The organism is Polynucleobacter sp. MWH-Adler-W8, from assembly GCF_001889925.1.
GTDB lineage: Bacteria > Pseudomonadota > Gammaproteobacteria > Burkholderiales > Burkholderiaceae > Polynucleobacter.
Genome location: NZ_LZFI01000004.1, coordinates 1 through 24,632, shown reverse-complemented (window position 1 = coordinate 24,632; position 24,632 = coordinate 1). Strand labels below are relative to the sequence as shown.

Annotated in this window: 30 protein-coding genes; 13 read left to right on the top strand and 17 right to left on the bottom strand. The window is 45.0% G+C overall.

Annotated features, from left to right (window positions below; translation table 11 throughout):
* Positions 1–18: 18 nt before the first annotated feature.
* Both AOC28_RS05395 and AOC28_RS05390 read right to left on the bottom strand, forming a co-directional pair.
* Positions 19–759: an ABC transporter substrate-binding protein gene (locus tag AOC28_RS05395; RefSeq protein WP_072582948.1), complete on the bottom strand. Its 741-nt coding sequence runs from the start codon at positions 757–759 to the stop codon at positions 19–21.
* Positions 760–898: 139 nt separating this feature from the next.
* Positions 899–1,102 (bottom strand): hypothetical protein, encoded by a 204-nt coding sequence (locus AOC28_RS05390; protein ID WP_072582947.1) that lies wholly within the window; start codon positions 1,100–1,102, stop codon positions 899–901.
* Between the two features lie 166 nt (positions 1,103–1,268).
* Here AOC28_RS05390 and AOC28_RS05385 point away from each other — a divergent pair, with 166 nt between their 5' ends.
* Genes AOC28_RS05385 through AOC28_RS05375 form a run of 3 tightly spaced genes read left to right on the top strand, consistent with a single transcriptional unit; the run spans position 1,269 to position 3,887 of the window.
* Positions 1,269–2,126, top strand: a complete 858-nt coding sequence (locus AOC28_RS05385) for an LOG family protein (RefSeq protein ID WP_072582946.1) — start codon at positions 1,269–1,271, stop codon at positions 2,124–2,126.
* A gap of 27 nt (positions 2,127–2,153) precedes the next feature.
* Positions 2,154–2,666 (top strand): hypothetical protein, encoded by a 513-nt coding sequence (locus AOC28_RS05380; RefSeq protein WP_072582945.1) that lies wholly within the window; start codon positions 2,154–2,156, stop codon positions 2,664–2,666.
* Between the two features lie 3 nt (positions 2,667–2,669).
* Positions 2,670–3,887, top strand: a complete 1,218-nt coding sequence (locus AOC28_RS05375) for an aminoacetone oxidase family FAD-binding enzyme (RefSeq protein ID WP_072582944.1) — start codon at positions 2,670–2,672, stop codon at positions 3,885–3,887.
* Positions 3,888–3,907: 20 nt separating this feature from the next.
* Here AOC28_RS05375 and AOC28_RS05370 read toward each other — a convergent pair whose 3' ends face one another.
* Both AOC28_RS05370 and AOC28_RS05365 read right to left on the bottom strand, forming a co-directional pair.
* On the bottom strand, positions 3,908–4,669 hold the full coding sequence (locus tag AOC28_RS05370; RefSeq protein ID WP_202816828.1) for a TerC family protein: 762 nt from the start codon (positions 4,667–4,669) through the stop codon (positions 3,908–3,910).
* A gap of 80 nt (positions 4,670–4,749) precedes the next feature.
* Positions 4,750–5,139 (bottom strand): group II truncated hemoglobin, encoded by a 390-nt coding sequence (locus tag AOC28_RS05365; RefSeq protein ID WP_072582943.1) that lies wholly within the window; start codon positions 5,137–5,139, stop codon positions 4,750–4,752.
* Between the two features lie 104 nt (positions 5,140–5,243).
* Between AOC28_RS05365 and AOC28_RS05360 the strand changes: the two genes are divergently transcribed.
* Positions 5,244–5,771 (top strand): phasin family protein, encoded by a 528-nt coding sequence (locus AOC28_RS05360; RefSeq protein WP_072582942.1) that lies wholly within the window; start codon positions 5,244–5,246, stop codon positions 5,769–5,771.
* 48 nt (positions 5,772–5,819) lie between these two features.
* Here the strand turns inward: AOC28_RS05360 and AOC28_RS05355 are convergent, their stop codons facing one another.
* Positions 5,820–6,041, bottom strand: a complete 222-nt coding sequence (locus tag AOC28_RS05355) for a TIGR02450 family Trp-rich protein (protein WP_072582941.1) — start codon at positions 6,039–6,041, stop codon at positions 5,820–5,822.
* 473 nt (positions 6,042–6,514) lie between these two features.
* Between AOC28_RS05355 and AOC28_RS05345 the strand changes: the two genes are divergently transcribed.
* Positions 6,515–7,564: a fumarylacetoacetate hydrolase family protein gene (locus AOC28_RS05345; RefSeq protein WP_072582939.1), complete on the top strand. Its 1,050-nt coding sequence runs from the start codon at positions 6,515–6,517 to the stop codon at positions 7,562–7,564.
* A 39-nt stretch (positions 7,565–7,603) separates the two neighbouring features.
* Here AOC28_RS05345 and AOC28_RS05340 read toward each other — a convergent pair whose 3' ends face one another.
* Positions 7,604–9,193 (bottom strand): rhodanese homology domain-containing protein, encoded by a 1,590-nt coding sequence (locus tag AOC28_RS05340; RefSeq protein WP_072582938.1) that lies wholly within the window; start codon positions 9,191–9,193, stop codon positions 7,604–7,606.
* A 359-nt stretch (positions 9,194–9,552) separates the two neighbouring features.
* Between AOC28_RS05340 and AOC28_RS05335 the strand changes: the two genes are divergently transcribed.
* From AOC28_RS05335 to mmsB, 3 genes are all read left to right on the top strand, one after another.
* Complete coding sequence (locus tag AOC28_RS05335; protein ID WP_072582937.1) at positions 9,553–9,741, top strand: hypothetical protein; 189 nt, start codon at positions 9,553–9,555, stop codon at positions 9,739–9,741.
* A 241-nt stretch (positions 9,742–9,982) separates the two neighbouring features.
* On the top strand, positions 9,983–10,252 hold the full coding sequence (locus AOC28_RS05330) for a cupin (RefSeq protein WP_072582936.1): 270 nt from the start codon (positions 9,983–9,985) through the stop codon (positions 10,250–10,252).
* A gap of 25 nt (positions 10,253–10,277) precedes the next feature.
* On the top strand, positions 10,278–11,156 hold the full coding sequence (gene mmsB / locus AOC28_RS05325) for a 3-hydroxyisobutyrate dehydrogenase (RefSeq protein WP_072582935.1): 879 nt from the start codon (positions 10,278–10,280) through the stop codon (positions 11,154–11,156).
* Between the two features lie 13 nt (positions 11,157–11,169).
* On the opposite strand, the gene selD is transcribed toward mmsB, so the two are convergent.
* The 7 genes from selD to AOC28_RS05290 form a co-directional block, all read right to left on the bottom strand.
* Positions 11,170–12,240 (bottom strand): selenide, water dikinase SelD, encoded by a 1,071-nt coding sequence (selD, locus tag AOC28_RS05320; RefSeq protein WP_072582934.1) that lies wholly within the window; start codon positions 12,238–12,240, stop codon positions 11,170–11,172.
* Between the two features lie 34 nt (positions 12,241–12,274).
* Positions 12,275–12,826, bottom strand: coding sequence for a TlpA disulfide reductase family protein (locus AOC28_RS05315; protein WP_083564239.1), 552 nt, complete (start codon positions 12,824–12,826; stop codon positions 12,275–12,277).
* Positions 12,827–12,845: 19 nt separating this feature from the next.
* Complete coding sequence (locus AOC28_RS05310) at positions 12,846–13,955, bottom strand: transglutaminase-like domain-containing protein (RefSeq protein WP_072582933.1); 1,110 nt, start codon at positions 13,953–13,955, stop codon at positions 12,846–12,848.
* Between the two features lie 53 nt (positions 13,956–14,008).
* A complete protein-coding gene (locus AOC28_RS05305) occupies positions 14,009–15,289 on the bottom strand; it encodes a DEAD/DEAH box helicase (RefSeq protein WP_072582932.1) in 1,281 nt (426 codons plus the stop codon).
* Between the two features lie 135 nt (positions 15,290–15,424).
* A complete protein-coding gene (locus tag AOC28_RS05300) occupies positions 15,425–16,003 on the bottom strand; it encodes a hypothetical protein (protein WP_072583177.1) in 579 nt (192 codons plus the stop codon).
* A gap of 20 nt (positions 16,004–16,023) precedes the next feature.
* Positions 16,024–16,458, bottom strand: coding sequence for a YbgC/FadM family acyl-CoA thioesterase (locus AOC28_RS05295; RefSeq protein WP_072582931.1), 435 nt, complete (start codon positions 16,456–16,458; stop codon positions 16,024–16,026).
* Positions 16,459–16,469: 11 nt separating this feature from the next.
* On the bottom strand, positions 16,470–16,901 hold the full coding sequence (locus tag AOC28_RS05290) for a GNAT family N-acetyltransferase (RefSeq protein ID WP_237767745.1): 432 nt from the start codon (positions 16,899–16,901) through the stop codon (positions 16,470–16,472).
* Positions 16,902–17,064: 163 nt separating this feature from the next.
* Between AOC28_RS05290 and AOC28_RS05285 the strand changes: the two genes are divergently transcribed.
* Positions 17,065–17,646 (top strand): hypothetical protein, encoded by a 582-nt coding sequence (locus AOC28_RS05285; protein WP_072582930.1) that lies wholly within the window; start codon positions 17,065–17,067, stop codon positions 17,644–17,646.
* 84 nt (positions 17,647–17,730) lie between these two features.
* Here AOC28_RS05285 and AOC28_RS05280 read toward each other — a convergent pair whose 3' ends face one another.
* A complete protein-coding gene (locus AOC28_RS05280) occupies positions 17,731–18,555 on the bottom strand; it encodes a substrate-binding domain-containing protein (protein ID WP_072582929.1) in 825 nt (274 codons plus the stop codon).
* A gap of 89 nt (positions 18,556–18,644) precedes the next feature.
* Between AOC28_RS05280 and modA the strand changes: the two genes are divergently transcribed.
* Complete coding sequence (gene modA, locus AOC28_RS05275; protein ID WP_072583175.1) at positions 18,645–19,403, top strand: molybdate ABC transporter substrate-binding protein; 759 nt, start codon at positions 18,645–18,647, stop codon at positions 19,401–19,403.
* A 7-nt stretch (positions 19,404–19,410) separates the two neighbouring features.
* Here the strand turns inward: modA and AOC28_RS05270 are convergent, their stop codons facing one another.
* The 3 genes from AOC28_RS05270 to AOC28_RS05260 all read right to left on the bottom strand — a co-directional run bounded on the left by AOC28_RS05270 (position 19,411) and on the right by AOC28_RS05260 (position 21,208).
* Positions 19,411–20,037 carry an FMN-binding negative transcriptional regulator gene (locus tag AOC28_RS05270; protein WP_072582928.1) on the bottom strand — a complete coding sequence of 209 codons (627 nt, stop codon included), beginning with the start codon at positions 20,035–20,037 and terminating at the stop codon, positions 19,411–19,413.
* Between the two features lie 68 nt (positions 20,038–20,105).
* The gene (locus AOC28_RS05265) at positions 20,106–20,870 is read right to left on the bottom strand and encodes a hypothetical protein (protein WP_202816827.1); all 765 of its coding nucleotides are present in this window, start codon (positions 20,868–20,870) and stop codon (positions 20,106–20,108) included.
* Positions 20,867–21,208, bottom strand: a complete 342-nt coding sequence (locus AOC28_RS05260; protein ID WP_072582927.1) for a cupredoxin domain-containing protein — start codon at positions 21,206–21,208, stop codon at positions 20,867–20,869. The genes AOC28_RS05265 and AOC28_RS05260 overlap by 4 nt, the downstream gene beginning before the upstream one ends.
* A gap of 91 nt (positions 21,209–21,299) precedes the next feature.
* On the opposite strand from AOC28_RS05260, the gene AOC28_RS05255 reads away from it, so the two are divergent.
* From AOC28_RS05255 to AOC28_RS05245, 3 genes are all read left to right on the top strand, one after another.
* Positions 21,300–21,545 carry a FeoA family protein gene (locus AOC28_RS05255; protein ID WP_072582926.1) on the top strand — a complete coding sequence of 82 codons (246 nt, stop codon included), beginning with the start codon at positions 21,300–21,302 and terminating at the stop codon, positions 21,543–21,545.
* A complete protein-coding gene (locus AOC28_RS05250) occupies positions 21,538–23,451 on the top strand; it encodes a ferrous iron transporter B (protein WP_072582925.1) in 1,914 nt (637 codons plus the stop codon). The genes AOC28_RS05255 and AOC28_RS05250 overlap by 8 nt, the downstream gene beginning before the upstream one ends.
* 97 nt (positions 23,452–23,548) lie before the next feature.
* Positions 23,549–24,592 (top strand): fumarylacetoacetate hydrolase family protein, encoded by a 1,044-nt coding sequence (locus AOC28_RS05245; protein ID WP_072582924.1) that lies wholly within the window; start codon positions 23,549–23,551, stop codon positions 24,590–24,592.
* Positions 24,593–24,632 lie beyond the last annotated feature (40 nt).

The following is a 24,632-nucleotide window of genomic DNA, read 5'->3' as shown; positions in this document are numbered from 1 at the left end:
ACACCAACCCAATTAGCTTTATTGGTCAGCTACTTTTGCGCCTTGGATATTGTGACGTTTCATAGCGTCTGCCACAAACCCAGACTGCTTGAGTTCTGCGATGACATTGCTTAAATAGGCGCTTGTACTTTCATAATTGGCTCTAGCCTTCGGAATGCCAATCGCCTGATTAATCACCATGAATCGACCAGGTAGCATGCGCAATCCCGGATAGCGCTTGGCATCACTTTCTAGCTGCTGTTTTACACCTGCCGCAACATTGCCCGTTCCAGACATGAAGTCATCAATCACTGTCTGTGAGCTTGCAGCTCTTAGAAGAGCGGCATTCTTAATTTCGCGCGTAAGGTAAAGATCATAGGCGCTACCTTTGCCAACGACAATTTCATTGCCGGCAGCATCTACTTCATCGTTAGTCTTTAATGGAGAAGAGACTTTTACCATATAAGCACCTTCAATTTGTATATAGGCTGGGGTATAGCTGATGTCTGCGCCCCGGACTGGATCAATCGCTACAAAGACTAAGTCAATTTCTCTAGTCTTCACTGCATCTACTGTTGCACCTGCCGACTTAAAGGGGATTAATTGCACGGGCAATGAAATGCGTTTTCCAATCTCATTGGCAATATCAATGGTTACCCCATATAGGTTTTTTGAGATCGGATCTTCATTAGCAAGAACCGGATTTCCCAAATTAATGCCAACACGCAAAACACCGGTTGGGGCAAAAGAAGATAAGGTGGGCTGATCAATGGTTTTCATGGGCTTGGATGATTGACTAATAGCAAGTTGCGATACACATAAAAGTGTAAGAGACAGGAGTGACGAAAATATCAGCTTCATTAAAATATGGAGATAAAAAAACCGCGGCGGGCCGCGGTTTTATCGGCAAAAGAAGAAATTACTTCTTAGCATCAGCCGCTGGAGCAGCAGCAGGTGCTGTTGGAGCGGCGGCAGGAGCATCTTTCTTAGCTTCTTCCATATGAGCAGCTTCTGCACCATGCTTTTCGCCGCCCATATCAACGTTGCCATCGCCTTTGAGGAGTAAGTAGGCAGTAGCACCAATTAAGACTAGTACCATGATGATGATTGAACGGTTACTCATTGCTTTTCCTTCGATTTAGTTGAAATTCTGGCAATATTAACTCGCCTTTACTACCAGGTAAATCCCAATAATCCCTAGAAGCCATATTCTTCGAGAGAACTAGGTATTAACACTAAGTTAATACGCGGGTTAAGATTGATCTATACATGCCCTCAAAGGTTGCAACATGAGTCCAAAACTCCCGATTAATAACTCACAGACTATTACTGAGTTTTTAAATCTTCACAAGAGCCAAATAGCAGAAGAAGATTCTGAGGATTCTTATAAGTTTGCTTTTGGTGATGAAGCCTTTTTAGCTCGAAGAGAGACTATGGGTATTCGTTTTGAGTTGGAGTTACTCAAGCCCGATGTACTGCTTAAAGAGCACGGTATCGAGCATACGATTAGTGTCTTTGGTTCAACTCGATTTATCAGTCATACTGAAGCATTAGCTCTGAAGAAAAAAGCAAAGACTCCAGAGGAAATTGCAGCTGCTAACAAATCGCTTCTGCACAGCAAGTGCTACGAATCAGCCCGAGAGTTTGGGTCATTAGTGGCTCATTACAACGCTACCCAAGAGAATAACTTTAATAAACTTCATATTTGCACAGGCGGTGGCCCTGGAATTATGGAGGCCGCCAATCGAGGTGCATTTGAGGCGGGCGATAAAACTATCGGCTTTAATATCAGTCTACCTAGAGAGCAGCAGCCCAATCTATATGTCAGCCCGGGCTTAAGTTTTCGCTTTCATTACTTCGCGCTACGCAAGATGCACTTTATGTTGCGCGCTAGAGCAATCGTAGCTTTCCCCGGGGGGTTCGGTTCCATTGATGAGTTATTCGAGGTGTTGACACTGATCCAGACTAAAAAAGTTGTTCCTATTCCGGTGATATTGGTGGGCAAGGACTACTGGAATGAAATGATTCGTTTTAAGCAGATGGTGGAATTTGGCGTCATTGATGAGGAGGATATGCAAACTATTCACTTTTCAGAGACTGCCCAGGAGGCTTGGCAGGTGATTCAGGATTGGTATCAATTGGGTTAACAAGCGCTCGCCTGTAAAATCACCACCATGAATCTATCTCAAACTAGCATCGCTACATCACTAGATCTTCCTGGCTATCTTTTGGGTGCCTCCATGCTCCTGTTGATCATGGTTTTTCATGGGGTAGCGTTACTGCAGATTGCCAAGCGCTATGAAGTGAAAACTTTTCTGTATTTGGCTGAGAAAAAATACTCTGCTGTGGCTCTCTGTTTTTACGTGAGCGTCTTCTGTTTGTTCTTAACCCATATCGCTGAAATACTGATTTGGGGTATTGCTTTGTACGCATTCAAGTTACTACCCGCTCTGGGGCAAAGTATTTTATTTAGCGGCAGTACCTATACGGCAATGGGATTTATGGAGGACATTCTTCCCGATGGCTGGAAGATGCTGGCAGTGATCATCGCTTTTTCTGGAATGTTTTCCTTTGCATGGACTGCATCAGTCATGATTTCCATGACCAAGAACTTCCGCCAAGCCTATACCAAGCTCCATATGAGAAAACTTAACATCTCATCTGACATCATTGATCGTTTTGAGTAATCGATGAGTAAAACTTGGGATGCCATCATTATCGGTGGCGGGGCAGCTGGCCTATTTTGCGCAGGAATTGCTGGTCAGTTAGGAAAAAAAGTACTTGTGCTGGATCACGCAGAGGTTTTGGGCGAAAAGATTCGTATTAGCGGTGGTGGACGTTGCAACTTCACCAATCTCCATAGTAGCCCAGCTAACTTCTTATCTCTCAATCAGCATTTTGTAAAAAGTGCACTCGCTAGATACCCCTCAACAGAATTTATCAAGCTAGTTACATCTCATGGCATTAATTATCATGAGAAACACCAAGGCCAATTATTTTGCGATGATTCTGCCAAACAAATCATTGAGCTATTGTTTGCAGAGTGCGCCAAAGGAAATGTGACCATACGTCATCCAGTCTCCGTGCAATCAATTGAGCAAGAGGATGATCGATGGCTCATCCAAACGAATGCTGGCACCGAAAAAACCAAGTCAGTAGTCATGGCAACGGGTGGTTTACCAGTGCCCGCCATTGGAGCCACTGCTTATTCCTTGGATGTTGCAAAGCAGTTTGGATTAAATGTGGTTGATCCTAGGCCTGCTTTAGTGCCACTCTCATTTACTGCAGATAACTTCGGTGATCTCGGTGAGTTGGCCGGTCTAGCTGTACCAGTCAGAATTGCCTCCGGTTCAAAGGGCCATCGATATGGCGCCTGTAGATTCAATGAGGATTTGCTTCTGACTCACAAAGGATTATCAGGGCCTGCCGTTCTTCAGGCTAGCAGTTATTGGGAAGAAGGCGAACCTATTCACATCGATTGGCTTGGTGCAATTGAGCGTCCTGGAGGATTTAATTGTGATGAACTCTTTAATAACGAAGAGAATCGCTTAAAGCTTACCGAAACGATTTTGGCTTCTGTGCTTCCTCAGCGCTTAGCTAAAGCATTTGCAGAGCAGCGCAATCTAATGGGCCGCAAATGGGCCGAAGTCTCTAAAAAAGACCGTCAAGCTCTTAAGGAGCTGCTCACGAACTGGTCTGTAAAGCCTGCGGGTACCTTAGGTTGGAAAAAGGCAGAGGTGATGTTGGGCGGGGTAGATACCAAAGAGCTCGACGGGCAAACGATGATGTCGCGTAAGCATCCGGGATTATTCTTCATTGGTGAGTGCGTGGATGTCACCGGTCATTTAGGCGGACATAATTTCCAATGGGCATGGGCTAGCGGTTTTGCTTGCGCCCAATCCCTATAAATTTCTTGTCAAATCAAGGCTTACCTCGACTGTTTTTTCTTTTCACGTGAGCGGATATTTAAAAGCTCAACCGATAAAGAAAATGCCATAGCAACATAGACATAACCTTTAGGAATATGAACGCCCATTCCTTCTGCGATCAGTACTACGCCTACAACGGTCAGAAACGATAAGGCCAATACTTTGATAGAAGGATGGCGCTGAACAAAATCCCCGATAGGTTTAGCGGCGATGAGCATGATGAGGACTGAAGCGAGAACCGCTGCGATCATCACGCTAATTTGATCAACCATGCCCACTGCCGTAATGACGCTATCCAGAGAAAAAATAATATCTAGTAAGCCAATTTGTAAAACAGAGCTAATAAATAAAGAGACCATTGACTTGGCGCGGTCTTTCCCCTGAGAGTCAATTTGTTCATCGCCATGCTCACCCACCTCTACTTCAATATAAATTTCTTTGGAGGCCTTCCAGATTAGGAAGAAGCCGCCAAGCAATAAGATTGAATCTCTGCCACTAATCAGGTGGTCGGAGATGCTGAAGAGGGGTGTTGTGAGACCCATTACCCACGATAGACTTAGCAATAAAAGAATGCGAGTGACAAGCGCAAACAAAAGACCGAAGCGGCGAACCCTCTCCCGAATTTCAGAAGGGAGTCTGTTGGCGATAACGCTAATAAAAATGATGTTATCAATGCCGAGAATAATCTCAAGGGCAGAGAGCGTTAGAAAGGCAATCCAAGCATTGGGATCGCTCAGGAGCTGCATCGTGCTTTCAATCATTTTTTACTTTGCGAATGGAGCTATTAATTAGAGTTTAGCGAATAACACCAAACCACTATTCCCGCTTAATGACCACATCATTAGTTGGGTTGATTTCTCATCCAATCCGCAGTGTTCAGAAAAGACTCTTCAAGTTGTTTCGCGGCATCACCAGTTATTCCGCAATCTTTCATAGCCTTATACATACAAGCTAACCATTGATCTCGTTCTTTTAAACCAATTTTGAATGGCAGATGTCGAGCCCTAAGCATGGGGTGGCCGTACTTCGGGGAGTAGATATCAGGACCTCCCATCCAGCCGGTGAGGAAGAACTTGAGTTTTTCCCTAGAGCCGGAAAGGTCCTGAGGGTGCATGGACCGTAGATCCTCAAAATGGGGTTCTAGGGCCATTAAATCGTAAAAACGGTCTACTAATGCGTCAATTTGATCTATGCCGCCTATAGACTCATAAATGGATATTTTTTCACTCATCTTGTCATTTTAATGCGGTAAATTCGGGGAATTGGCAGTTCGTCTATTTCGGTATAGAGTTAAATGCCAAAGCTTTATTAACCCTTGTTTATAGGAGCGTAAAAATGGATGCAAAAGAACTTCAAAAATGGCAGCGTGAAAAAGCAAAGGAATTGTTTGATTATTCACATACTTTGCTTGAGGCAGCAAAAAAATTAAGTGAGCATCATATGGCGGAGATTGAGTGGGGTATGAAAAATGCCCTCGATAGCGCCAAGTCAGCCGCTAAGAACGATTTAGCTAAATTAAAAGACTTGCAGGAAGAAGCTGCAAAAGAAACTGCGAAACGTGCAGCTGCATATCAAAAGAAGGTAAAAGCAGTTTTAAAAGATCTCGGCGAAGGTGCTGCTGATGAAACTGAGAAGCATCTTGAAAAGGTTCGTAGCTCTTTGGTAACTTGGCTTGAGGACGCTGAAAATAAAATCCCAGCGCATGCTGAAAAGCTATCTAAGGTAGTTCATGAAATGTCAACGACTGGTCAGAATATGTTTAAAGAAGGGCGTCGCATTGTGAACCAAGTGGCCGAGACTGCCGAAAAGAATATCGATGACCTGGTTAAAAAATCTGGTGGTAAGAAGAAGTCTGATGAATAGCTCTGATTAAACCAAACAAAAAAACCGCCTCATGACTGGGGCGGTTTTTTATTTCCAGCCTTGTAGCCATAGCTCGCTATTGGTGAGATCACGCCATGCAATTTGCGTAGTTTGCTTCGAGTAGACCGCCTCAATTTCGACGAACTCAATTTTCTCGTTTGGTGGTTCTGGCAGAATTACTTTACTCACCAAGAAATGCTTTTGCTTGGCAATCGGTTTAACTGCGGTCCATTTGGTGAGGAGTAATTTCTTAGGGCTGAGTCGATTCATCGGTAATGCATTCCTATTCTTTTTATAAGGCGGTGCACTGGAATTCTTGACCATTGATCAAAAGCAATCCTGAGGAGGGAGAAAATATGGTCTTCGATTGATTGGTTTGACCTGAGCATTTCTCATCAAAGTAGCTTTGGGTACCCAAACTACCGCAATAATCCAGTGCCGCCCCCTTAAATTCCATTTGGGCCTTTCGGAGCACCATGGTAATTTTAGACTCGGGAGGGGAGCTACAACTCCAAGTGGTGTATGTCTCTCGACCGCAGGCACTGAGCCCGAGAAGGATCGCAAGGTAGAAGGCTAGGCGAATTTGGGGAGGGATTCTCAAGGATTGCACCCCTAGAGGATAGCGATATTTCCAATATTTCGCCTAAGAAACAGGTTTGGTATTAATATTTACAGCAGATTGTTTAATAAACAACAAATAAGTCTTGATAAGACATTTAAAACAAAATATTGAAGGAGACGCTGTGGATACAAATCGGAGAGATGCGCTTAAATTGGGTGCATCTGCTGCTATTAGCGGTATGTTTATTTCTAATGCAATTGCTGCTACTGATGGTCAGCCGCCGATTGTGGTGGAGCCATTGACTGGTAAAGCAGGCCTTAGAATTGCAAACTATCTGCCTAAAATGGGTGCCACCTCAAGATTAGGTTTGGTTACCAATGACGGTATGGTGGTTGATATCCCTGCAGAAGCGGCTCGTCAAAAAGTACAGCTCTCATTTGATCCTACTTCAATGATTTCATTGGCTGCCTCTGGCAACAAAGGCTTGCTGGAGTTGGCTACATTATTTAAAGGTCGCGGAAGTAATTTGGCGAATGTGAATAATGTGATCTTGCTATCACCTATTCCTAAGCCACAAAGCAATATTTATTGTGTGGGCTGGAATTACCTAGACCATTTTGAAGAGGGCCTCAAGCATCGTGCCGATACTGCTGTGAAGGAGTATCCAAAGGTTCCTGTGCTCTTTACTAAAGGCACGCAAACCATGAATGGCCCGTTTGATAACATTCCTTATGATGCTGGCATCTCCACCATGATTGACTGGGAGGCTGAGCTAGCAGTGGTGATTGGTAAAAAGGGTAAGAATATTTCTGAAGAGAATGCAATGGACTACGTCTTTGGCTATTCTGCCTTCAACGATACTACGGCGCGTGATATTCAGCAAAAGCGTCAGTCCGGCCAATGGTTTAAAGGCAAGAGCTTGGATGGTCACGGCCCAATGGGTCCATGGGTTGTTACTGCAGGTGGCGTCAATTTGGATGACACTCGCATTATTTGCCGTGTGAATGGTGTTGAAAAGCAAAACGCTAGTTACAAGCAAATGTATTTCAAGATCCCAGCAATTATTGCTGAGCTATCGCGTGGCTTAACATTACTGCCAGGCGACATCATTGCGACCGGTACTCCTTCTGGGGTTGGCGCAGGCAGAACGCCTCAGGAGTTTATGAAGCCAGGTGATGTTATGGAAACAAACATCACTGGCATCGGTATCATCCGCAACAAGATTGTTTAACTGATCAACTTAGTAAGCTTTTAGAACAACAGCAAGGACTTAGAGAACCCAGAAGTGATGGGTTCCGTCCTTGTCCAGTTGTTCCACTAAACCAAACTCCCAATCAAGATATGCCTGCATCGCTGCAGGATCTACGCTAGTGCCTTCATAGGGGCGCTTATAGCGATCCAGAGGAGGCGAGGCTAAATGACTCGGACCTTTCTCCAGCTCAAATCCTGCTTTTACCCAGGCAGTATTGCCGCCCTCTAAAACGAGTACCTCGGCTTCAGTCAATGCTTGTACTTCCTGAGCAGCAAAGAGGCTTAATTCAGCTGGTGTACTGGTAATGACATAGCGATCTACCTGAGGAATTTTTTTCATTGCTTCTGCCATTTGTGATCGAAGGGCATACCAACTTCCAGGGACGTGTCCTTTAACATAGTTAGCATGGGTGCTGAAATCAATTGCAATCGTATTGCTATCACTCTTAAGCCAATTGGAAACGGTTGCGGCATCTACGCTTTCAATGGTTGGAAGAGCGGGTAGGGGCGCCTTCCAAATACCTTTTTCTGTGAGATCGGAGGCATTGACTCCATCAAGAACATAGATATCCCAAGCCATTTGCGCTAACCAAGATGCGGGCATATTGGCGCGTACTCCGCCGCCACTGGGGTCTACCAACACTACCCGTGCGCCACGAACTGGAGAAACCATCTCCGTTTCTTGTACAAGCTGTCCACCAGGTACCGATCTAAAGCCAGGAAGATGACCTGCTTCATATTCTTCTGGAGTGCGCGTATCAAAGAAATAAGTCGTTCGATCAGATTGCGTTTTCCATGTCTGCAAATCGCTGAGGCTAGCGCGCTTTACCCCTGCACGATCAGCAACGCTACGAGCGCGAATTGCCGCCCCATTTCTTGTGTCGTCACTCACTTCTTGAAACTTTCTGCTTTGCCCTTTATCCAATTCTTGACCAGCAAGCGTCCAGCCAATCGTGCCATTACGTAGCGCATTGACTTCGTTTGGAATGCCGGCATTAATTAGCGACTGCGTGCCAATAATGCTGCGAGTTCTACCGGCGCAGTTCACAATCACTTTTGTCTTTGGGTTAGGCGCTAATTCTGGGAGACGCAAAACTAGCTCTGCGCCTGGAACGCTAATGCCGGTTGGAATACTCATGGTGTTGTATTCATCAAAGCGGCGTACATCAACAACAACGACATCTTCCTTGTTATCGATTAATTTTTTTACTTCTTGCGCTGATAAAGAGGGGGTATGGACCTTGGATTCTACAAACTCACCAAATGATTTACTGGGAACATTCACATCTTTAAATACTTCACCACCAGCTGCTTTCCAGTCTTGCACACCTCCCTCAAAAACCGATACATCGGTGTACCCAAGATTGATTAAGCGTTGCGCAGCTAGCTGAGCAAAACCTTCACCATCATCAAGGGTGACGATAGGTACGTTTTTCTTTGGTAGCTTTGCGTAAGCATCAATCTCTACTCTGGAAAGAGGTAGATTTGCGGCAAACAGGGGATGCTCTTGCGCATGAGGATCTTCCTCGCGGACATCTAAAAATGCAATTTCTTCTTTATTAAGAAGTTTGTTGCGAACGAATGAATGATTTTTAGTTTGAATGGTCATACCGTCTCTAGGATCTTTTATGGAGTCATTATCTTTTAATCTGACTCTTCATTGAATTATTGGAGGTCAGAATGCCTTTACCAAAGACTGTCCATGGAGAGCCGCAGGCCAGTTAAAAGAGCGGCCAAGCGCTCATTTTGGGGTAAGCGGACAGCCCAATAAGGCGGCAAATAGGCGACAAAGGCGATTTTCTGGGGATTTTTAACCTTTTTAGGTAATTTTGGTTCAATAAGGCTATTTTGAATTAACGCGCAAATATAAGAGTTATCCCTGATTTAGGGGGCGATTTTCTATGGTTTTTATGGGGATATACTGACGGGGCTGTCAGTATAAATATTCATTTGTTAATAGGAGACGAGATGTCACAACACGATACATTGTTGGCTGCTTTTGAAGCTTACAAAGCTGAAAACGAAAAATTTATTGAAAAAGGTATTAAGGCATCTGCTGCTCGCGCACGTAAAGCCTTGCAAGAAATTGCCGGTGCCTGCAAGGAGCGCCGCAAAGAAATCACTGCTGCTAAAGAGGCGATGGAAGCCAAGAAGTAATTCTCACTCCAGACTGATTGATAAGCCTGGCTTTTACGAGCTAGGCTTTTTTATTGGGGGCTTGTACTTTCAGTGCTGCGCTTAGATAGCAATGCTAAACAAAGTGAGTTTCATTGCCTGGCTGCGAATAGTTGCTAGCGCTTCGATCCATTAGCTCCATCAGCCCAATGACTTTCACCATCATGACTTTTTATATAAATGACCTCATGCTAAGAGAGTATATCCACGCTATAGTTAGACCATGAATACAGAGCAATTTCAACGGTTACTTGAGCAGGAAGGATTTCCTGAGCCGGTAGAGGTTCAGCAAGTTCCCAATGGTCGACTTGGTAATCACGAGCATCCATTTGAAGTGAGGGCGCTAGTAATTGAAGGCAGTATCGATATCGTCATACATGGGGAGAGCGGGACCTACAAAGCTGGTGATGTATTTGAGCTGGGATTGAAAGAAGTGCATTCCGAGTCCTATGGGCCTGAGGGCGTCAAATATCTCGCTTCTAGAAAACAATAAACAATATTAAGAAATTGGGATCGATATGAAAATCGGATTTATTGGACTTGGCAATATGGGCTTGCCGATGGCCCTGAACTTATTAAAAGCAGGACATCAAGTTACAGGCTTCGATTTGGTAAACAGTCAGCTTGATGTTTTTGCAGCTGCAGGAGGTAGCGTTGCAGCAAATGCAAACGACACCGCAAAAGATGTCGATGTTTTGATCAGCATGCTGCCCGCCTCTCGTCATGTGGAGGGTTTGTATATTGGTGATGCCGGTTTGTTGGCAAGCGCGAACCCTAAAACGTTGCTTATTGATTGCTCAACGATTTCACCAAAGGCAGCACAAACCGTTGCTGCTGCCGCTAAGGCAAAAGGGTTTGCCATGGTTGATGCGCCAGTCTCGGGTGGAACTGCAGGCGCGCAATCGGGCACTTTAACGTTTATGGTCGGCGGGGAAACGAGTGCTGTTGAGTGCGCGCGTCCTTTGTTGGAGGCGATGGGCAAGAACATCTTTCACGCTGGAGGCAATGGAGCGGGGCAGACTGTCAAAGTCTGCAACAACATGCTTTTAGGTATTCAGATGCTGGGGACGAGTGAGGCGCTGCGATTAGGTATTGCTAATGGCCTGGACCCCAAAGTTCTTTCTGACATCATGTCTAAGAGTTCGGGTCGCAACTGGGCTTTGGAGTTATATAACCCTTGTCCAGGCGTCATGGAAAACGTGCCCTCTTCAAAAGGTTACGCTGGTGGTTTTGGCGTGGATCTCATGCTCAAAGACATGGGGCTGGCAGTTGAGAATGCAGAAGATCTAGATGCTAGTGTTCCTCTTGGGAAATTAGCGCAACAGCTTTATGAGAGTCATAGCAAAGCAGGTAATGGCCAGCTAGATTTCTCAAGCGTATTTAATTTAAAAAATTAAATTAAGAGTTGTCCTAAGAAACAACCAGGGGCTTTCCTTGAAGCTTGCTCATTTGGCCAATGATGCGGGCGCCAAGGAACTGATGTTGATTGAAGATATCCAACACCTCTTTAACGCTCTCAGGGCTGCAAGATACCAATAAGCCGCCACTGGTTTGGGGATCGGTCAATAAAGCACGTTGAGCTAGTGTGAAATCTGCAGGAATGCCTACTTCATCGCCGTAGCTAAGCCAGTTACGATCTGATGCGCCGGTAATAATGCCATCATCAGCCAGCTTTTGTACATTAGATAGCAGGGGCACTTGGCTCCAATCAATATGCGCTGTGCAGTTGGAGCCTCGTGCGAGTTCTAAAGTATGGCCAGCCAATCCAAAGCCAGTCACATCTGTTAATGCATGTACGCCAGCTAGTTTGGCTAAATCAGGGCCGGCAGAATTCAGCTTAGTAGTATTGGAGATCATCTCTCGATAGCCATCTGGCCCCAAAAGATCTTTTTTCAGCGCGGCAGATAAAACACCGACACCTAGAGGTTTGCCGAGAATCAGTACGTCTCCCGGTTTGGCGCTAGCATTACTTTTCACGCGCTTAGGATCCACAATACCAATGGCTACCAGTCCGTATATAGGCTCTACAGAGTCAATCGTATGACCACCAGCAATAGGAATGCCGGCGCTACGACAAGCTTCAGCGCCACCCTCTAAAATTCGGGCAATGGTTTTATTGGATAAGACCTTAATCGGCATGCCGACTAATGCAAGTGCGAATAGGGGTGTGCCACCCATTGCATAGATATCGCTGATCGCATTCGTAGCGGCAATTTTTCCGAAATCAAACGGATCATCCACAATCGGCATGAAAAAATCCGTTGTGGCTACGATTGCTTGAGACTCATTAATCTGATAAACAGCGGCATCATCAGAGGTTTCAATGCCAATGAGTAACTCTTTTGGAAAGGGCAGTTGAGGTACGTTCTGAAGGATTTCAGAAAGAACGCCGGGAGCAATTTTGCAGCCGCAGCCCCCACCGTGAGAAAGGGAGGTAAGACGCGGTTCGGTAGGGAAATTTTCTGTGTTCACGGTATTCATATAGTGAGAGTATCAGATGCAGAACGGAGTCTGTTTATTGGCGTAGCAGAGATTCTATTCTCCCCTTGACCTCGTTGCTATCAACATTCTCGATAGCACCAATCCAAACTCCTTCAATTTTGCCGCTTTTGCTAACAAGAAAAGTGGTTGGTAATCCACGGGCTTTCCAGGACTTGTAGGCGGTGCTATTGCGATCAAGTAGGATTTCAAGACTGTTTTCAGGGAGACCATTACCTTTTAAAAACTGCATGACACGCGGCTTCATTTCAGCAAGATTCACTGCCAAAACTATAAGTCCTTTGGAGCTGTAGTTTTCCTGTAGCTGAATAAGCTCTTCAAATTCTTCGCGGCAAGGTTCGCACCAGCTAGCCCAAAAGTTCACCACAACAACCTTACCCTTGAGGCTGGATAGATCTACTGATTTACCAGAGAGATTATTTAGCTGTAGAGATGGGGCTGTTGATAACAGACCCAACTGAGCTGGCGCACGCCACTCTGCTCTAGCTGAAAGGCTAAATAAGGTCAGAAAAGAAAATGCCAGCACAAGAGAAAATTCTCGGGCTGGCTTATACATAAATAACTTCATCAAATTTCTTAATGAAACGTTAGGCAATACGTCTGCTGGTAATTTTGTACTTAAAGTTATCCGGGTCAAGAGAATCAAAGCGACCTTCGTTATTTTCAGCTTGTGGATACATTAAGAATGGAATATCAGCTTTACTGCCGAGCTTGGAGCCTGGCAATGTGATGTCATGGTCATAGTTATAGGCCATCCAGTTCATTTCCCAATTACCAAAGAGATAATCACGAATGGCGATCACTTTTGGATCAGTCACAGCTAGACCACCAGTTTCCTCAAGGATTACCTTGCGAACGTCGGCTGGATCAACCGGCACCCAACCATAACCTGATGCATAAAACTCAGCACGGCAATGTTGTGCTTTAGTAATATCACCTGACTTACCTAAGCTCTTGTAGCCGCGCGCAGAATCGGCAATGCGAATGCCATAGACATCACGCGCTGGTAAACCGGCTGAACGCGCTAGCGCTACAAAAACGGCGTTGATATCAGCGCATTTGCCGCCAAGGTTATTGGTTTCGAGCATGAGCTTGACATCGCCTTGACCGCAACCACGTGTTTTTGGGTCACGATGGGTGTTATCCACCACCCAGTTATAGATTGCTTTGGCTTTATCAACATCACTAGCGTTGGCTGGCAATTTGGCAAGCGCCTCTTGCGCTTTAGTTTTCACAATGCCATCGGTAGGGAGGTATTTAGTAGGGCGAGTCCAAAAGCGTTGGTCAGCTTTGGAGAGCTTGAGTGCTGGATCTGGCGCTGAGAGTTCTAGGTTGCGATTACGAGTGCTTACCAAGATAGAAACTTTGACGCTATGAGTGGTTGCTGCAGCGTCCCATTTAGTCCAAACCATGCGCGCTTGCTTATCCGGCGTCTCATACATTTGGGTTGTCGCTTTAGGATCGCTCGCTTCTGAGCGGATGGCGATAGTGCGGAAATAATCCGTATCCAAAATGAGGGGTAATGGAACCCAACTCTGTGCGATGCCCTTAGGTGACTCTAAATTGACTTCAGTCACGATCTCGTATGTAGTCCACTCGAGTGAAGATTGAGCAAATACAGAAGCAATTGGGCTGAGGGTTGGTAATGCTAATGCGCCAACAATGGTTTTGATGGCTGAGCGGCGTGATGTAGTCATATTAGATTAGTGGGGTAGTTATAAAAAATAAGCTTAGTATTTTAAAGAATTAATTAACGATTAAAACTTCTTTTAGGTGAGCTACTGCGCTTGGCAGGAGCCTTCCTTGCTGGAGCTCCAGTTGTCCCAGCGGGCCTTGGCTTGCGAGATTGCTGGTGTTGCTGACTGCGCAGCTGAATCGGTTGCGCCACGGCATTTGGATCTGGTTCAAAGCCGGCAATCACCTCTTGTGGTAACTTTTGTTTAATGAGTTTTTCAATATCCCTGAGCATTTGATGTTCATCAACGCACACTAGGGAAACTGCTACGCCATTTGATCCTGCGCGACCGGTACGTCCAATGCGATGTACGTAATCTTCAGAAACATTTGGAAGGTCGTAGTTCACTACATGAGGGAGCTGGTCAATATCGATGCCACGTGCAGCAATATCGGTAGCAACCAATGCGGTTAACTTACCTGCCTTGAAATCAGCCAATGCTTTGGTACGAGCGCTTTGGCTTTTATTGCCATGAATGGCCATACTCGTAATGCCATCTTTTTCTAATTGGGTTACTAACTTATTCGCACCATGCTTAGTACGGGTAAAAACCAGTACCTGCTTCCAATCGTTACTCTTGATGAGGTGCGCCAATAAAGGGTGCTTATTTGTTCTATCAACCGGATGAATCAACTGGGCAATTGCTTCGTTGGTGCTATTACTACGAGCCACCTCAATCAACTCAGGCGAATTGAGCAAGCCGTCTGCTAATTGTTTAATTTCGGTAGAGAAGGTTGCCGAGAACAAAAGATTCTGACGCTTCTTAGGTAAGGCGGCCAAGATCTTTTTAATATCTCGTAAGAAGCCCATATCGAGCATGCGATCAGCTTCATCTAAAACCAAAATCTCAATGTCGTTTAGTGATGCGCAATTTTGTGACATGAGGTCAAGTAGTCGACCTGGCGTAGCTACCAATATATCGAGACCGCCAGCAATGGCTTTGATTTGCGGATTAGCGCCAACTCCGCCAAAAATCACAGTGGATTTTAAGCCAGTATATTTTCCATAAGTGACAACAGACTCTTGGACTTGAGCAGCTAACTCACGAGTAGGGGTCAAGATCAAAACTCGTAATAATCTTTTGCCACTAGATTTAGGGGTGCTGCTTAAATGTTGCAGAATTGGAAGCGTGAAGCCAGCCGTTTTTCCTGTGCCGGTTTGTGCGGCAGCTAAAAGATCGCCGCCTTTTAAAACGGCAGGAATCGATTTTGCTTGAATTGGGGTAGGGCTGGTGTAGCCTTCTTCAGCAATAGCACGAAGAATGGGTTCTGATAAACCAAGATCTGTAAATAACATAGGGACCAATAAAGTATTGACCCGTATTCAATTAAACGACTATCCCGGCCAATGGGGTGAGCTGCCACGCTAGAGCGTTTGCAGTAAGAGCCTCTATTTTAAGTCATCAACCCCAAAAGCCAGGTAATTAGAGAATTACGCTGGATTCCAGAGGTTTGGTACGACCCTATTCACATAACCGGATACAAATGACTTTTCTGCACCAGTTGCAGGATCAAATACCGAGCGATGAATGCGGCCGATATTGCCACCATACACGTGAATGCTGATTGAGGTTTTGTCGCTCAAACTATTCTCGACCACATGAATGTCATGCGTATCGGGTGATACGGTATCAACGTTCCCAGGCAGGCTGACACATGCATTGCCTGCCTTGAAACTGGAATCTGCTTGGCGATAGTAGGGGGTGCCCGTTTCTTCACCACGTAATTGACCAATCATTCCCCAAACGGTGTGATTGTGTAGTGGTGTTTTTTGCCCCGGACCCCACACGAAACTCACCACAGAGAATCGATCCAATGGGTCTGCATAGAGAAGATATTGCTGGTAGTGCTGCGGGTGCGGTTTAGTGAACTCTTCTGGCAGCCAATCATCTACTGCAATCAGTTTCTCTAGTATTTTCTTGCCTTCAGTAAAGACGATCTCTTCACTTGGCTTTTGTTCAAGCAGCAAGCTAAGCTCTTTAACGAAGGTCAGTAATTTACCATCAGACATTTTTTGCTCCATTACTTGCATTACTCGTCTTGGAATACACAATCAGGCCATGCCTTAGGCTTAAGTGTGTTGGTATCAACGCAAACGATATGTAGCACGGCGCTTGCAATAACTTGGAATTCTTCGCTATCAGGGAGCTTTCTTTGCGCAGTCTGTTTAACACTCACCTGAGTGCGTCCGCGATGTTCAATCACTTGATCTATGTAAAGCAAGTCATCTAGACGCCCTGGTTTATAGAAGTTCATTGTGAGTTCGCGCAACGGCATCACCATATTAAATTCATTCTCGAGTTTGGTAGGGCTTAAGCCTTTTTGGGCAAGCCATTCTGCGCGACTACGTTCAAAAATCTCGAGATAACGTCCGTGATAGACAAAACCTGCTGCATCTGTATCTGAGTAGCAGACTCGATGGGTATAAGTAAATACGGCAGGGTTTGGATTGTGGATAGTTGTCATCGATTGGTAAGCTAGTTTGGCAATATAAGAATCATATTACGGTGGGGCATACCTGCCTCATCATATATGGGGCCTTCTGGTTTAAAGCCTAGCTTTTCATAGAAGGGGATGGCAACCACTTGGGAGTGCAACACAATCGATTTTGCCCCTTGGCTTTTTGCTAAGTCAGTCAATTTCTCTAGAATTTGCAGCCCTATGCCCTGATTTCTGAATTGGGCCAAGATGGCCATGCGTCCAATTTGAGATATCCCACCGCCTAGATCTACCAGTCTTCCAGTGCCAATACAACATGCTTCTAGATAGGCTAGGGCATGTGCTGCAAAGGGGTCAAATTCGTCCAATTCGAGCTCGGCTGGGACCTTTTGCTCCCTTACGAATACCTCCTGGCGCACCAAAAAGGCCTCTACTTCAGCCTCTTTCCAGGGTTTTATTAATATTTCCAAGATTCCAAATGCCTCCAAGCGCTAATTCCCACCCAATTTACCAAATAAACGTGAATATAAGCATGGTTCGAAACCGTACAAAAAGCGCCCCATTCCATGGTTACAATGAATTGTGGCTCTGTATTGGGCCCATCCGTAACCTTTTACTCAACTAGGAGTTATCTTGAAGAAATCTTTATTAGCCGGTTTGTTTGCCGTAGTAGGTGTGACCTTTGCAAGCTCTGTTTTTGCACAGCTTCCTGCAAAGATGTTGCCTTTAGCTGCTGATGTTGTCGTTTTGAGCGCAACCGTTGATTCAGTAGATGCAAAGAAGCGTATCGTTGTATTGAAAGATGCTAACGGCAATTTGGCGCAGATGAACGTCGCTAAGTCAGTAAATGATTTAGATAAAGTTAAAAAGGGCGACGTGTTCTTGGTTGAGCATGCGCAGGCAGTTGCTGTTGGCTTAACTGCTGTTGGTAAAGATCAAAAACCAGGTGTTTCAGGCGTTCGCTCTGTAGTGATCGCTGGCAAAGGCGCTACTAAGCCATTTGAAGAGACAACTGAAACTGTTTATGCAACTGTAAAGATCTCAACCATTGATCAAAAGACACGTATTGTGAGCTTCACATTGCCAAGTGGCGAGAAGCAAAAAGTAAAAGTAGATCCATCTGTTCTTGGTCTTGAGAAGTTCAAAGCTGGTGATGACGTGATGGTTGAGTTTGTTGACGACACAGCTATTGGTTTCGTAACACCTAAGAAGTAAGTATGAATAAGCAGTAAATAACTAGGCTGTACGCTAGTTGTAAAAAAGCCCGCATCTGCGGGCTTTTTGCTTGATGGGACTAGATTATTTTTTAGCGTTTGGAAAGAAGAGCTGCTCGCCATCAATCTTGTAGCTAGCAATGACGTCCTGCCCATTTTTAGAGATGAGCCAATCAATAAATTCTTGACCCTGTACTTTTTTCACATGAGGGAACTTGGCTGGATTAACTAACATCACACCGTATTGGTTAAATAGCTTTGGATCGCCTTGCACAAGGATGACTAGATCGCCACGATTCTTAAAGCTGAGCCAGGTGCCACGGTCAGCCAATATATAGCCATTCATAGCGGAGGCGGTATTGAGGGCAGGGCCCATACCTGAGCCTGTTTCTTTGTACCAAGACTGACTGGAAGAAGGGGTGATGCCCGCACCTTTCCAGTAACGAAGTTCTGCAGCATGTGTACCGCTTTTATCTGCACGTGACACAAAGGGAGCTTGCGCAATAGCAATTTTTTGGAGTGCCACTTGAATATCCTTACCACCAGCAATTTTTGCTGGATCTGCTTTAGGTCCAATGAGCACGAAATCGTTGTACATCACTTCGTAACGCTTAGTAGAAAAACCTTCTTCCACAAACTTCTCTTCAGCAGGTTTGTCATGAACAAACACCAGATCTGCATCACCGCGGCGGCCAATATCTAATGCTTGACCGGTTCCAACAGCCACAACCTTAACCTCAATACCAGTCTTCATCTTAAAGATGGGGAGCATGTAATTGAACAGGCCAGATTGCTCAGTGGAGGTAGTGGAGGAGACCACAATGCTTTTTTCTTGAGCAGATGCTATGGAGCCCTGCAAACAGGCAGAAAATAAGATGCTAATGGCTAAGGAGTTCAGTAATTTTCTCATACACTTCGAAATAGATTTGGTTAATTTGCATCATCGCATATAGGCATTTTAATTGCTCAATCACATTTGCTTCCGCTAGAATGGATTTCATGAGCACCATGCGCCTACTGGCTTTAGTTTCGGCATTCTTATTTTCCATTGGTACTGCCTTTGCGCAGATATCCACTATTGCCGTGGCTGCCAATATGAAAGATGCATTTAACGAGATTGCGATTGCCTTTAAGGCTGGTGGTAAGCCAGAGATAAAGGTGGTCTATGGCTCATCGGGTAACTTCGCCACACAAATTATGAATGGGGCGCCATTCAATTTATTCATTGCTGCTGATGAGCAATTTCCGCTCGAGCTTTTTAGAAATGGCAAAACAACGGATGATGGAGAAATTTATGCCATTGGTAAGTTAGCCATCATCACTAAAAATTCATCTGGCATTCGTTTGCTTGATAGCAAAGTAGATATAGCTAAGGCTATTGGTAAGGCGAATAAGGTAGCGATCGCAAAGCCTGAGCTTGCACCCTACGGTAGAGCCGCGGTTCAGTATTTAAAGGCAGAGGGGCTTTGGGATCTCGCTAAAGATAAGCTTGTTTATGCGGACAATATTGGGGCCGCTACAACTTATGTAGTGAGTGGCGCTGCGGATATTGGTTTTACTGCACTTTCTTTGGCGAAGTCGCCTGAGGTGATGAAACAAACGAGCTTCTTATTGGTTGATGCAAAATTATATGAACCCATTAAACAGCGCATGGTATTAATCAAGGGTGCACCTCAAGAGTCGGTGGATTTGTATCGCTTTATGCAGGGGCCTCAGGCCAAATCCATTCTGCAAAAATATGGATACACCACGCCTTAGTAGCTAATTACTTGGGTGCTCTCATGTACTTCAGCATCTCTTGTAAAGCTTCTTGCGGCGACTTCGCTAGTTGCTCTACTACTGCTTCATAGTCTTCGGCCGGCCGGTTCTGGCTTAGCTTGAATTTACCAACCAAGCTACTGATCTCAATCTCGATACCAATAATGGCCTTGAGCATCATTTGTACGTACTCTTCTGGAGCATCGTCTAACTTCCAGTTAGATTGATAGGTTGGTTCGTGAATATTGGTCATTTGTGATACATGACTTCTTAGCCACTGTGCATCCTCAATCAACTTAATGCTACCTTCTGCATGAACCGCAGCATAGTTCCACGTAGGCACCACTTTTCCACTCTCTTGTTTTGATGGATACCAAGATGGGGTCACATATGCATTTGGCCCATTAAAGATTGCTGTAACAGATGTCTTGTTACTGCTCGCAACTTTAACGAGTGGATTCATTCTGGCGACATGTCCGTAAAGCTTGGTTTTGTCGGCGCTCAACATGAGTGGTAGGTGGTTGATTTCAAAATGGCCATCCAGATTCGCAACAATAGTCGCCAAAGGATATTCAGAAATAAGCTGGGCTAATACCGCTTGATCTTCAACTAAAAAATGTTTTGGTAGGTACATAAGAGACTAAGCGGAGTGGGTAAAAGGTTGTATTTAGTAAGAACATAGCAGAGATTGAGCTCATGTTCTTAAAATTCGTACTCCACCTGCATTCTGATGGTGTTTTTTGGTGATGCCGTGGTAGTTCCCCAAAGGTAGGCTACGTTGTATTTCAAGGCTTCCTTGCGGCCCAGTTTAGTTTTTCCAAAAATGGCTGGCCCCGCACTAGATTGTTGTTGTTCATTGGTGTTCCAGCTATTGACCTGTCCTAGCCAAGAGTAAATCTGAGCTCCAAGCTCCAGCTCTGGTTGAAGGCGGTACTTCACCTGGCCCTGGTAGCCGAAATAGGTCCCCTGATTTTCGGTGCCCGTGTAATGTCCTTGCATCAAGACGTTGAGATTGGCGACCCACTTTTTCCATTCGCTTTGAAATAAGAAGCCGTACTTGGCTTCATAGCCTTCATTACGATTTTGAGGACGCTCCAACTCAAGCAAGAAGCCGATGTCCACTGGGTATTTTCCAGTCTCCGTTAGTTGAAATTTGTTCTCCCATTCCACTGCATCAAATTGAGAGTTGGTGCCATCCCAAATAGCTTTTCCATAAATCTCAGTGAACCACCAGGAGTTCACGCCATACCCGAAACCAATAGAAGCGCCTGATTGTCTATTGTCTTCACCGCTTCTGGGAGTCTGGGTTCCAAACTTCGTGTCTATCTCTCTTTCACCTTCTTCCACTCTTGGGGTGTAGATGTAATCTGCTGGCCCGCTTAAGTATTCACCAGCATGAACCAAGGGGCTTGCAGAGAGAAGGGCCAGGCAACACAAGCCTTGCATTAAATTGTTTCTCATCATCATTTAACCCTCACCACACCTTGAGCAGTTTCCGGACTAAATTCGCCTTCAAATTTATAGACACCAGGACTTAAGGGTCCGATGTAGAAAGAGGCTTTGCTTTTGGCTTTGATTAATACCTCTCTGTTGAGGTCGTAGCTTTCAAATTCCTCTGGAGTGTCATCCAGGTTTTCAATCGTGAGTTTTACTTTGGTATCGGCGGGGATATCAATCTCTGATGGTAAAAATCGCCCATTTTTAATTGAAATCTGGATATCGTTGCTTGCTCCATAGGCAATATTTGTCAAATTTAACAACAAGAAAATGCTGATAAGTAACTGTTTTGTATAAGTATTTTTCATAAATGAGTGTATATATAAATGAGAACCATTCTCAAGTATAAGGTATATAATGAGAATCGTTCCTATTTATTGATAAAAGTGACAATCCTCCATGCATTTGGACCAGGTTGATTTGGAAGTTCTTTACCGAGTGAGCGCGGTTAACGCGCCTAAGGGTGCCCCTCAAATTAAAGGGCAGCTAGAAGATATTGGATTTTTACCTGGTGAACAGGTGACTCTTCTGCGCAAAGGTTTGCTTGGTAAAGGTCCATATATGGTTCGCGTCGGAGCTTCCACATTCGCATTGCGTCAAGCCGAAGCCCGCATGATCACGGTCGATGCTATTTCACATGCCTGAATCTAAAGTTCACTTTTTCTCGAGTGAGCCACTCGTAGCTTTATTGGGTAATCCCAATTGTGGAAAAACGGCATTATTCAATTTGCTGACTGGCAGTCGTCAAAAGGTGGCGAACTATTCAGGCGTTACTGTTGAGCGCAAAGAAGGGCGCCTATCGCTCGAGTCCGGAAAAAATATTCGCATACTGGATTTGCCTGGCGCTTATAGCTTGTATCCAAGATCCTTAGATGAGCGTGTGACCTGCAACGTATTGCTTGGTCGAGCTGAAGGTGAAAAACGTCCTGACCTGGTGATTTGCGTATTGAGCGCCATGAATTTGCGTCGTAACTTGCGTTTAGTACTTGCTGCAAAGCGCTTGGGGCTGCCTTGTATCGTAGTACTCAATATGCTTGATATTGCTAAGCGTCAAGGCCTGCATATAGACACTGCCGCACTTTCAAGTGAATTGGGTTTGCCGGTGCTCACTAGTATTGGCATTCAGTCTGATGGCGCTGATGAAATCAAGCAGTTCTTATCGAATCTGGACTGGCGTAATCTCAATGGATTGCGCACAGGTACTAGTGATGCGACCCTAGAGAATGTTGCCTCTCATATTGCCCATACTGAATCTGACAATATTCAAGTTCAACGAATTCTGCAAAACCTCAAGCTAGATCAAATCATTCCCGATCAATTGAGCGATCGTTTAGATGCGGTATTACTCCATCCAGTTTTTGGCCCCATCATTTTGGTGGCCTTACTCTTTTGTATTTTTCAGGCTGTGTTCAGTTGGGCTACGGTACCCATGGACCTGATTAAATCCGCAGTAGACTTTCTGGGTGATCAGATCGTCGAAGTATTGCCCAATGGATGGATACGTAGTCTATTGATCAATGGAATTTTGGCAGGTTTAGGTGGCGTGGTGATTTTCTTGCCGCAAATTCTGATTTTGTTCTTCTTTATTCTTTTGCTAGAAGAGTCGGGCTATCTTCCAAGGGCTGCTTATTTGCTAGATAGAGTGATGGGTTCTGTCGGCTTATCAGGCAGATCATTCATTCCACTTCTCTCCAGTTTTGCCTGTGCCATCCCCGGAATTATGGCCACCAGAAGCATCTCTAATGCGCGTGATCGCATGGTGACGATTCTGATTGCACCCATGATGACTTGTTCTGCACGTCTACCGGTATATGCCTTATTGATATCAGCATTCATTCCAGAGCAAAAGCTATGGGCGGGCATTGATTTACAAGGCCTAGTTTTATTCTTGCTTTATCTCGCTGGAATTTTGGGGGCGATGGCAGTGGCCTGGATTCTGAAGCGCTTTACGAGTGAGCAATTTAGGATGAACGCGCTCATGATGGAGTTGCCAAGCTATCACTTGCCTCGCTTAGGCAATCTAGCTATTAGCTTGTGGCAAAGAGCAGAAATCTTTTTGCGCCATGTTGGCGGAATTATTTTGCTGATGACTATTGGTTTGTGGGTGTTATCTAGCTTTCCATTCCCGCCCGAGGGCGCAACAGGATCACCGATTCAATACAGCTTTGCTGGAATGATGGGGCAGGCCTTAGCGCATGTGTTTTCACCAATTGGATTTAACTGGCAGATCAGTATTGCTCTAGTGCCAGGTATGGCAGCCCGTGAAGTTGTGGTTAGCTCACTGGCAACGGTTTATGCGCTATCTAGCTCGAGTGTCGACGCAGCTGATGCGCTGATTCCCTTAATCTCCAATGGCTGGTCCTTAGCCACAGCTTTATCTCTATTGGCCTGGTTTGTATTTGCCCCTCAATGTTTGTCCACCATTGCTGCAGTAAAGCGCGAGACGGGTGGCTGGAAGATTCCGATCATCATGCTGAGCTACTTATTTGCCTTGGCCTATATCGCCTCCTTTATTACCTATCACTTAGCTATTTATCTAGGTCTAGGTTAAGCCTGCTGACATCTATATTTGCTGCGGCACCGCATAAAAGGGTGCGGTAGTATTCTTGTTGTAGTTAAAAAATAGATAACAAAACAAGGAGATATAGATGAGTTCACGTCGCCAATTTATGAAGACTGCTTCAGCTGCTGGGGCCGGTTTAGTAGCTGCCTCTACTATGGGTGTAATGAAAGAGGCTTCAGCACATCCCACCTCAGTATGGGGAGGGGAGGTTTACACCGGTCCACGTGAAATGGTCAAAAACAGCAAAATTCTCTCGATCCAAAATGCGGATGGAACAGAAACCTTGGGTGTAGTTACCCCAAAAGGTGTTATCGATATTCGTGCCGTAGCTAAAAAAATGAAGATTGCAGCACCGACTACCTTGGATCAATTATTGCAAGAGGGTAATGCTGCGGGATTTAATAAGGTAGTAGCAAGCGCTGATAAATCTGGCGTGCCTTATTTAAAAGAATCGGACATTACTTTCGGGCGCCTGTTTAAAAACCCTGGAAAGATTGTTTGCGTTGGCTTAAATTACCGTGCGCATGCGGATGAGGTTGGTATGGCTCGCCCACGAGTACCGCCGCTATTCAATAAGTACAACAATAGTCTTACGGCTCACAACTGTTTATTGCAAATTCCACCGCCATCGGTTTCTTATAAACTAGATTATGAAACTGAGTTGTTGATTGTTGTCGGCAAGCAGATGCGCAATGTTCCCGAATCGGCTGCTTTGGATTATGTGGCAGGTTATTGCACCTCAAATGATTTCTCATCACGTGATTTGCAACTGGAATTGCCAAGTGGGCAATGGATGATTGGTAAGACCTTGGACCAATACGCACCAATTGGACCTTACTTTGTTACTTCTGACTTAGTGGGTGACCCTAATAAGCTTGACGTAAAGACTTGGGTGAATGGTGAGTTGCGTCAGAACTCAAATACTTCCGACTTTATTCACAATACCCAAAAAATGTTGTCTTACATCAGCACTTACTGGACATTAGAGCCGGGAGATATTGTTTTCACTGGTACACCGCAAGGCGTTATTGCTGGTATGCCAAAGGACAAGCAGGTATGGCTGAAGAAGGGTGATACGATCGTAAGTTCAGTAGAAAAACTTGGAGATTTAAAGTTCACGTTGGCTTGATCACTCTAGAGTTTGTTTATCAAAAGAAAAGCCACCCTAG

Excerpts from the sequence above, each read along its gene's own strand:
- AOC28_RS05395 (WP_072582948.1), bottom strand. The coding sequence starts at position 759 with ATGAAAACCATTGATCAGCCCACCTTATCTTCTTTTGCCCCAACCGGT.
- AOC28_RS05390 (WP_072582947.1), bottom strand. The coding sequence starts at position 1,102 with ATGAGTAACCGTTCAATCATCATCATGGTACTAGTCTTAATTGGTGCT.
- AOC28_RS05385 (WP_072582946.1), top strand. The coding sequence starts at position 1,269 with ATGAGTCCAAAACTCCCGATTAATAACTCACAGACTATTACTGAGTTT.
- AOC28_RS05380 (WP_072582945.1), top strand. The coding sequence starts at position 2,154 with ATGAATCTATCTCAAACTAGCATCGCTACATCACTAGATCTTCCTGGC.
- AOC28_RS05375 (WP_072582944.1), top strand. The coding sequence starts at position 2,670 with ATGAGTAAAACTTGGGATGCCATCATTATCGGTGGCGGGGCAGCTGGC.
- AOC28_RS05370 (WP_202816828.1), bottom strand. The coding sequence starts at position 4,669 with ATGATTGAAAGCACGATGCAGCTCCTGAGCGATCCCAATGCTTGGATT.
- AOC28_RS05365 (WP_072582943.1), bottom strand. The coding sequence starts at position 5,139 with ATGAGTGAAAAAATATCCATTTATGAGTCTATAGGCGGCATAGATCAA.
- AOC28_RS05360 (WP_072582942.1), top strand. The coding sequence starts at position 5,244 with ATGGATGCAAAAGAACTTCAAAAATGGCAGCGTGAAAAAGCAAAGGAA.
- AOC28_RS05355 (WP_072582941.1), bottom strand. The coding sequence starts at position 6,041 with ATGAATCGACTCAGCCCTAAGAAATTACTCCTCACCAAATGGACCGCA.
- AOC28_RS05340 (WP_072582938.1), bottom strand. The coding sequence starts at position 9,193 with ATGACCATTCAAACTAAAAATCATTCATTCGTTCGCAACAAACTTCTT.
- AOC28_RS05335 (WP_072582937.1), top strand. The coding sequence starts at position 9,553 with ATGTCACAACACGATACATTGTTGGCTGCTTTTGAAGCTTACAAAGCT.
- AOC28_RS05330 (WP_072582936.1), top strand. The coding sequence starts at position 9,983 with ATGAATACAGAGCAATTTCAACGGTTACTTGAGCAGGAAGGATTTCCT.
- mmsB (WP_072582935.1), top strand. The coding sequence starts at position 10,278 with ATGAAAATCGGATTTATTGGACTTGGCAATATGGGCTTGCCGATGGCC.
- selD (WP_072582934.1), bottom strand. The coding sequence starts at position 12,240 with ATGAATACCGTGAACACAGAAAATTTCCCTACCGAACCGCGTCTTACC.
- AOC28_RS05315 (WP_083564239.1), bottom strand. The coding sequence starts at position 12,826 with ATGAAGTTATTTATGTATAAGCCAGCCCGAGAATTTTCTCTTGTGCTG.
- AOC28_RS05310 (WP_072582933.1), bottom strand. The coding sequence starts at position 13,955 with ATGACTACATCACGCCGCTCAGCCATCAAAACCATTGTTGGCGCATTA.
- AOC28_RS05305 (WP_072582932.1), bottom strand. The coding sequence starts at position 15,289 with ATGTTATTTACAGATCTTGGTTTATCAGAACCCATTCTTCGTGCTATT.
- AOC28_RS05300 (WP_072583177.1), bottom strand. The coding sequence starts at position 16,003 with ATGTCTGATGGTAAATTACTGACCTTCGTTAAAGAGCTTAGCTTGCTG.
- AOC28_RS05295 (WP_072582931.1), bottom strand. The coding sequence starts at position 16,458 with ATGACAACTATCCACAATCCAAACCCTGCCGTATTTACTTATACCCAT.
- AOC28_RS05280 (WP_072582929.1), bottom strand. The coding sequence starts at position 18,555 with ATGAGAAAATTACTGAACTCCTTAGCCATTAGCATCTTATTTTCTGCC.
- modA (WP_072583175.1), top strand. The coding sequence starts at position 18,645 with ATGAGCACCATGCGCCTACTGGCTTTAGTTTCGGCATTCTTATTTTCC.
- AOC28_RS05270 (WP_072582928.1), bottom strand. The coding sequence starts at position 20,037 with ATGTACCTACCAAAACATTTTTTAGTTGAAGATCAAGCGGTATTAGCC.
- AOC28_RS05265 (WP_202816827.1), bottom strand. The coding sequence starts at position 20,870 with ATGATGATGAGAAACAATTTAATGCAAGGCTTGTGTTGCCTGGCCCTT.
- AOC28_RS05260 (WP_072582927.1), bottom strand. The coding sequence starts at position 21,208 with ATGAAAAATACTTATACAAAACAGTTACTTATCAGCATTTTCTTGTTG.
- AOC28_RS05255 (WP_072582926.1), top strand. The coding sequence starts at position 21,300 with ATGCATTTGGACCAGGTTGATTTGGAAGTTCTTTACCGAGTGAGCGCG.
- AOC28_RS05250 (WP_072582925.1), top strand. The coding sequence starts at position 21,538 with ATGCCTGAATCTAAAGTTCACTTTTTCTCGAGTGAGCCACTCGTAGCT.
- AOC28_RS05245 (WP_072582924.1), top strand. The coding sequence starts at position 23,549 with ATGAGTTCACGTCGCCAATTTATGAAGACTGCTTCAGCTGCTGGGGCC.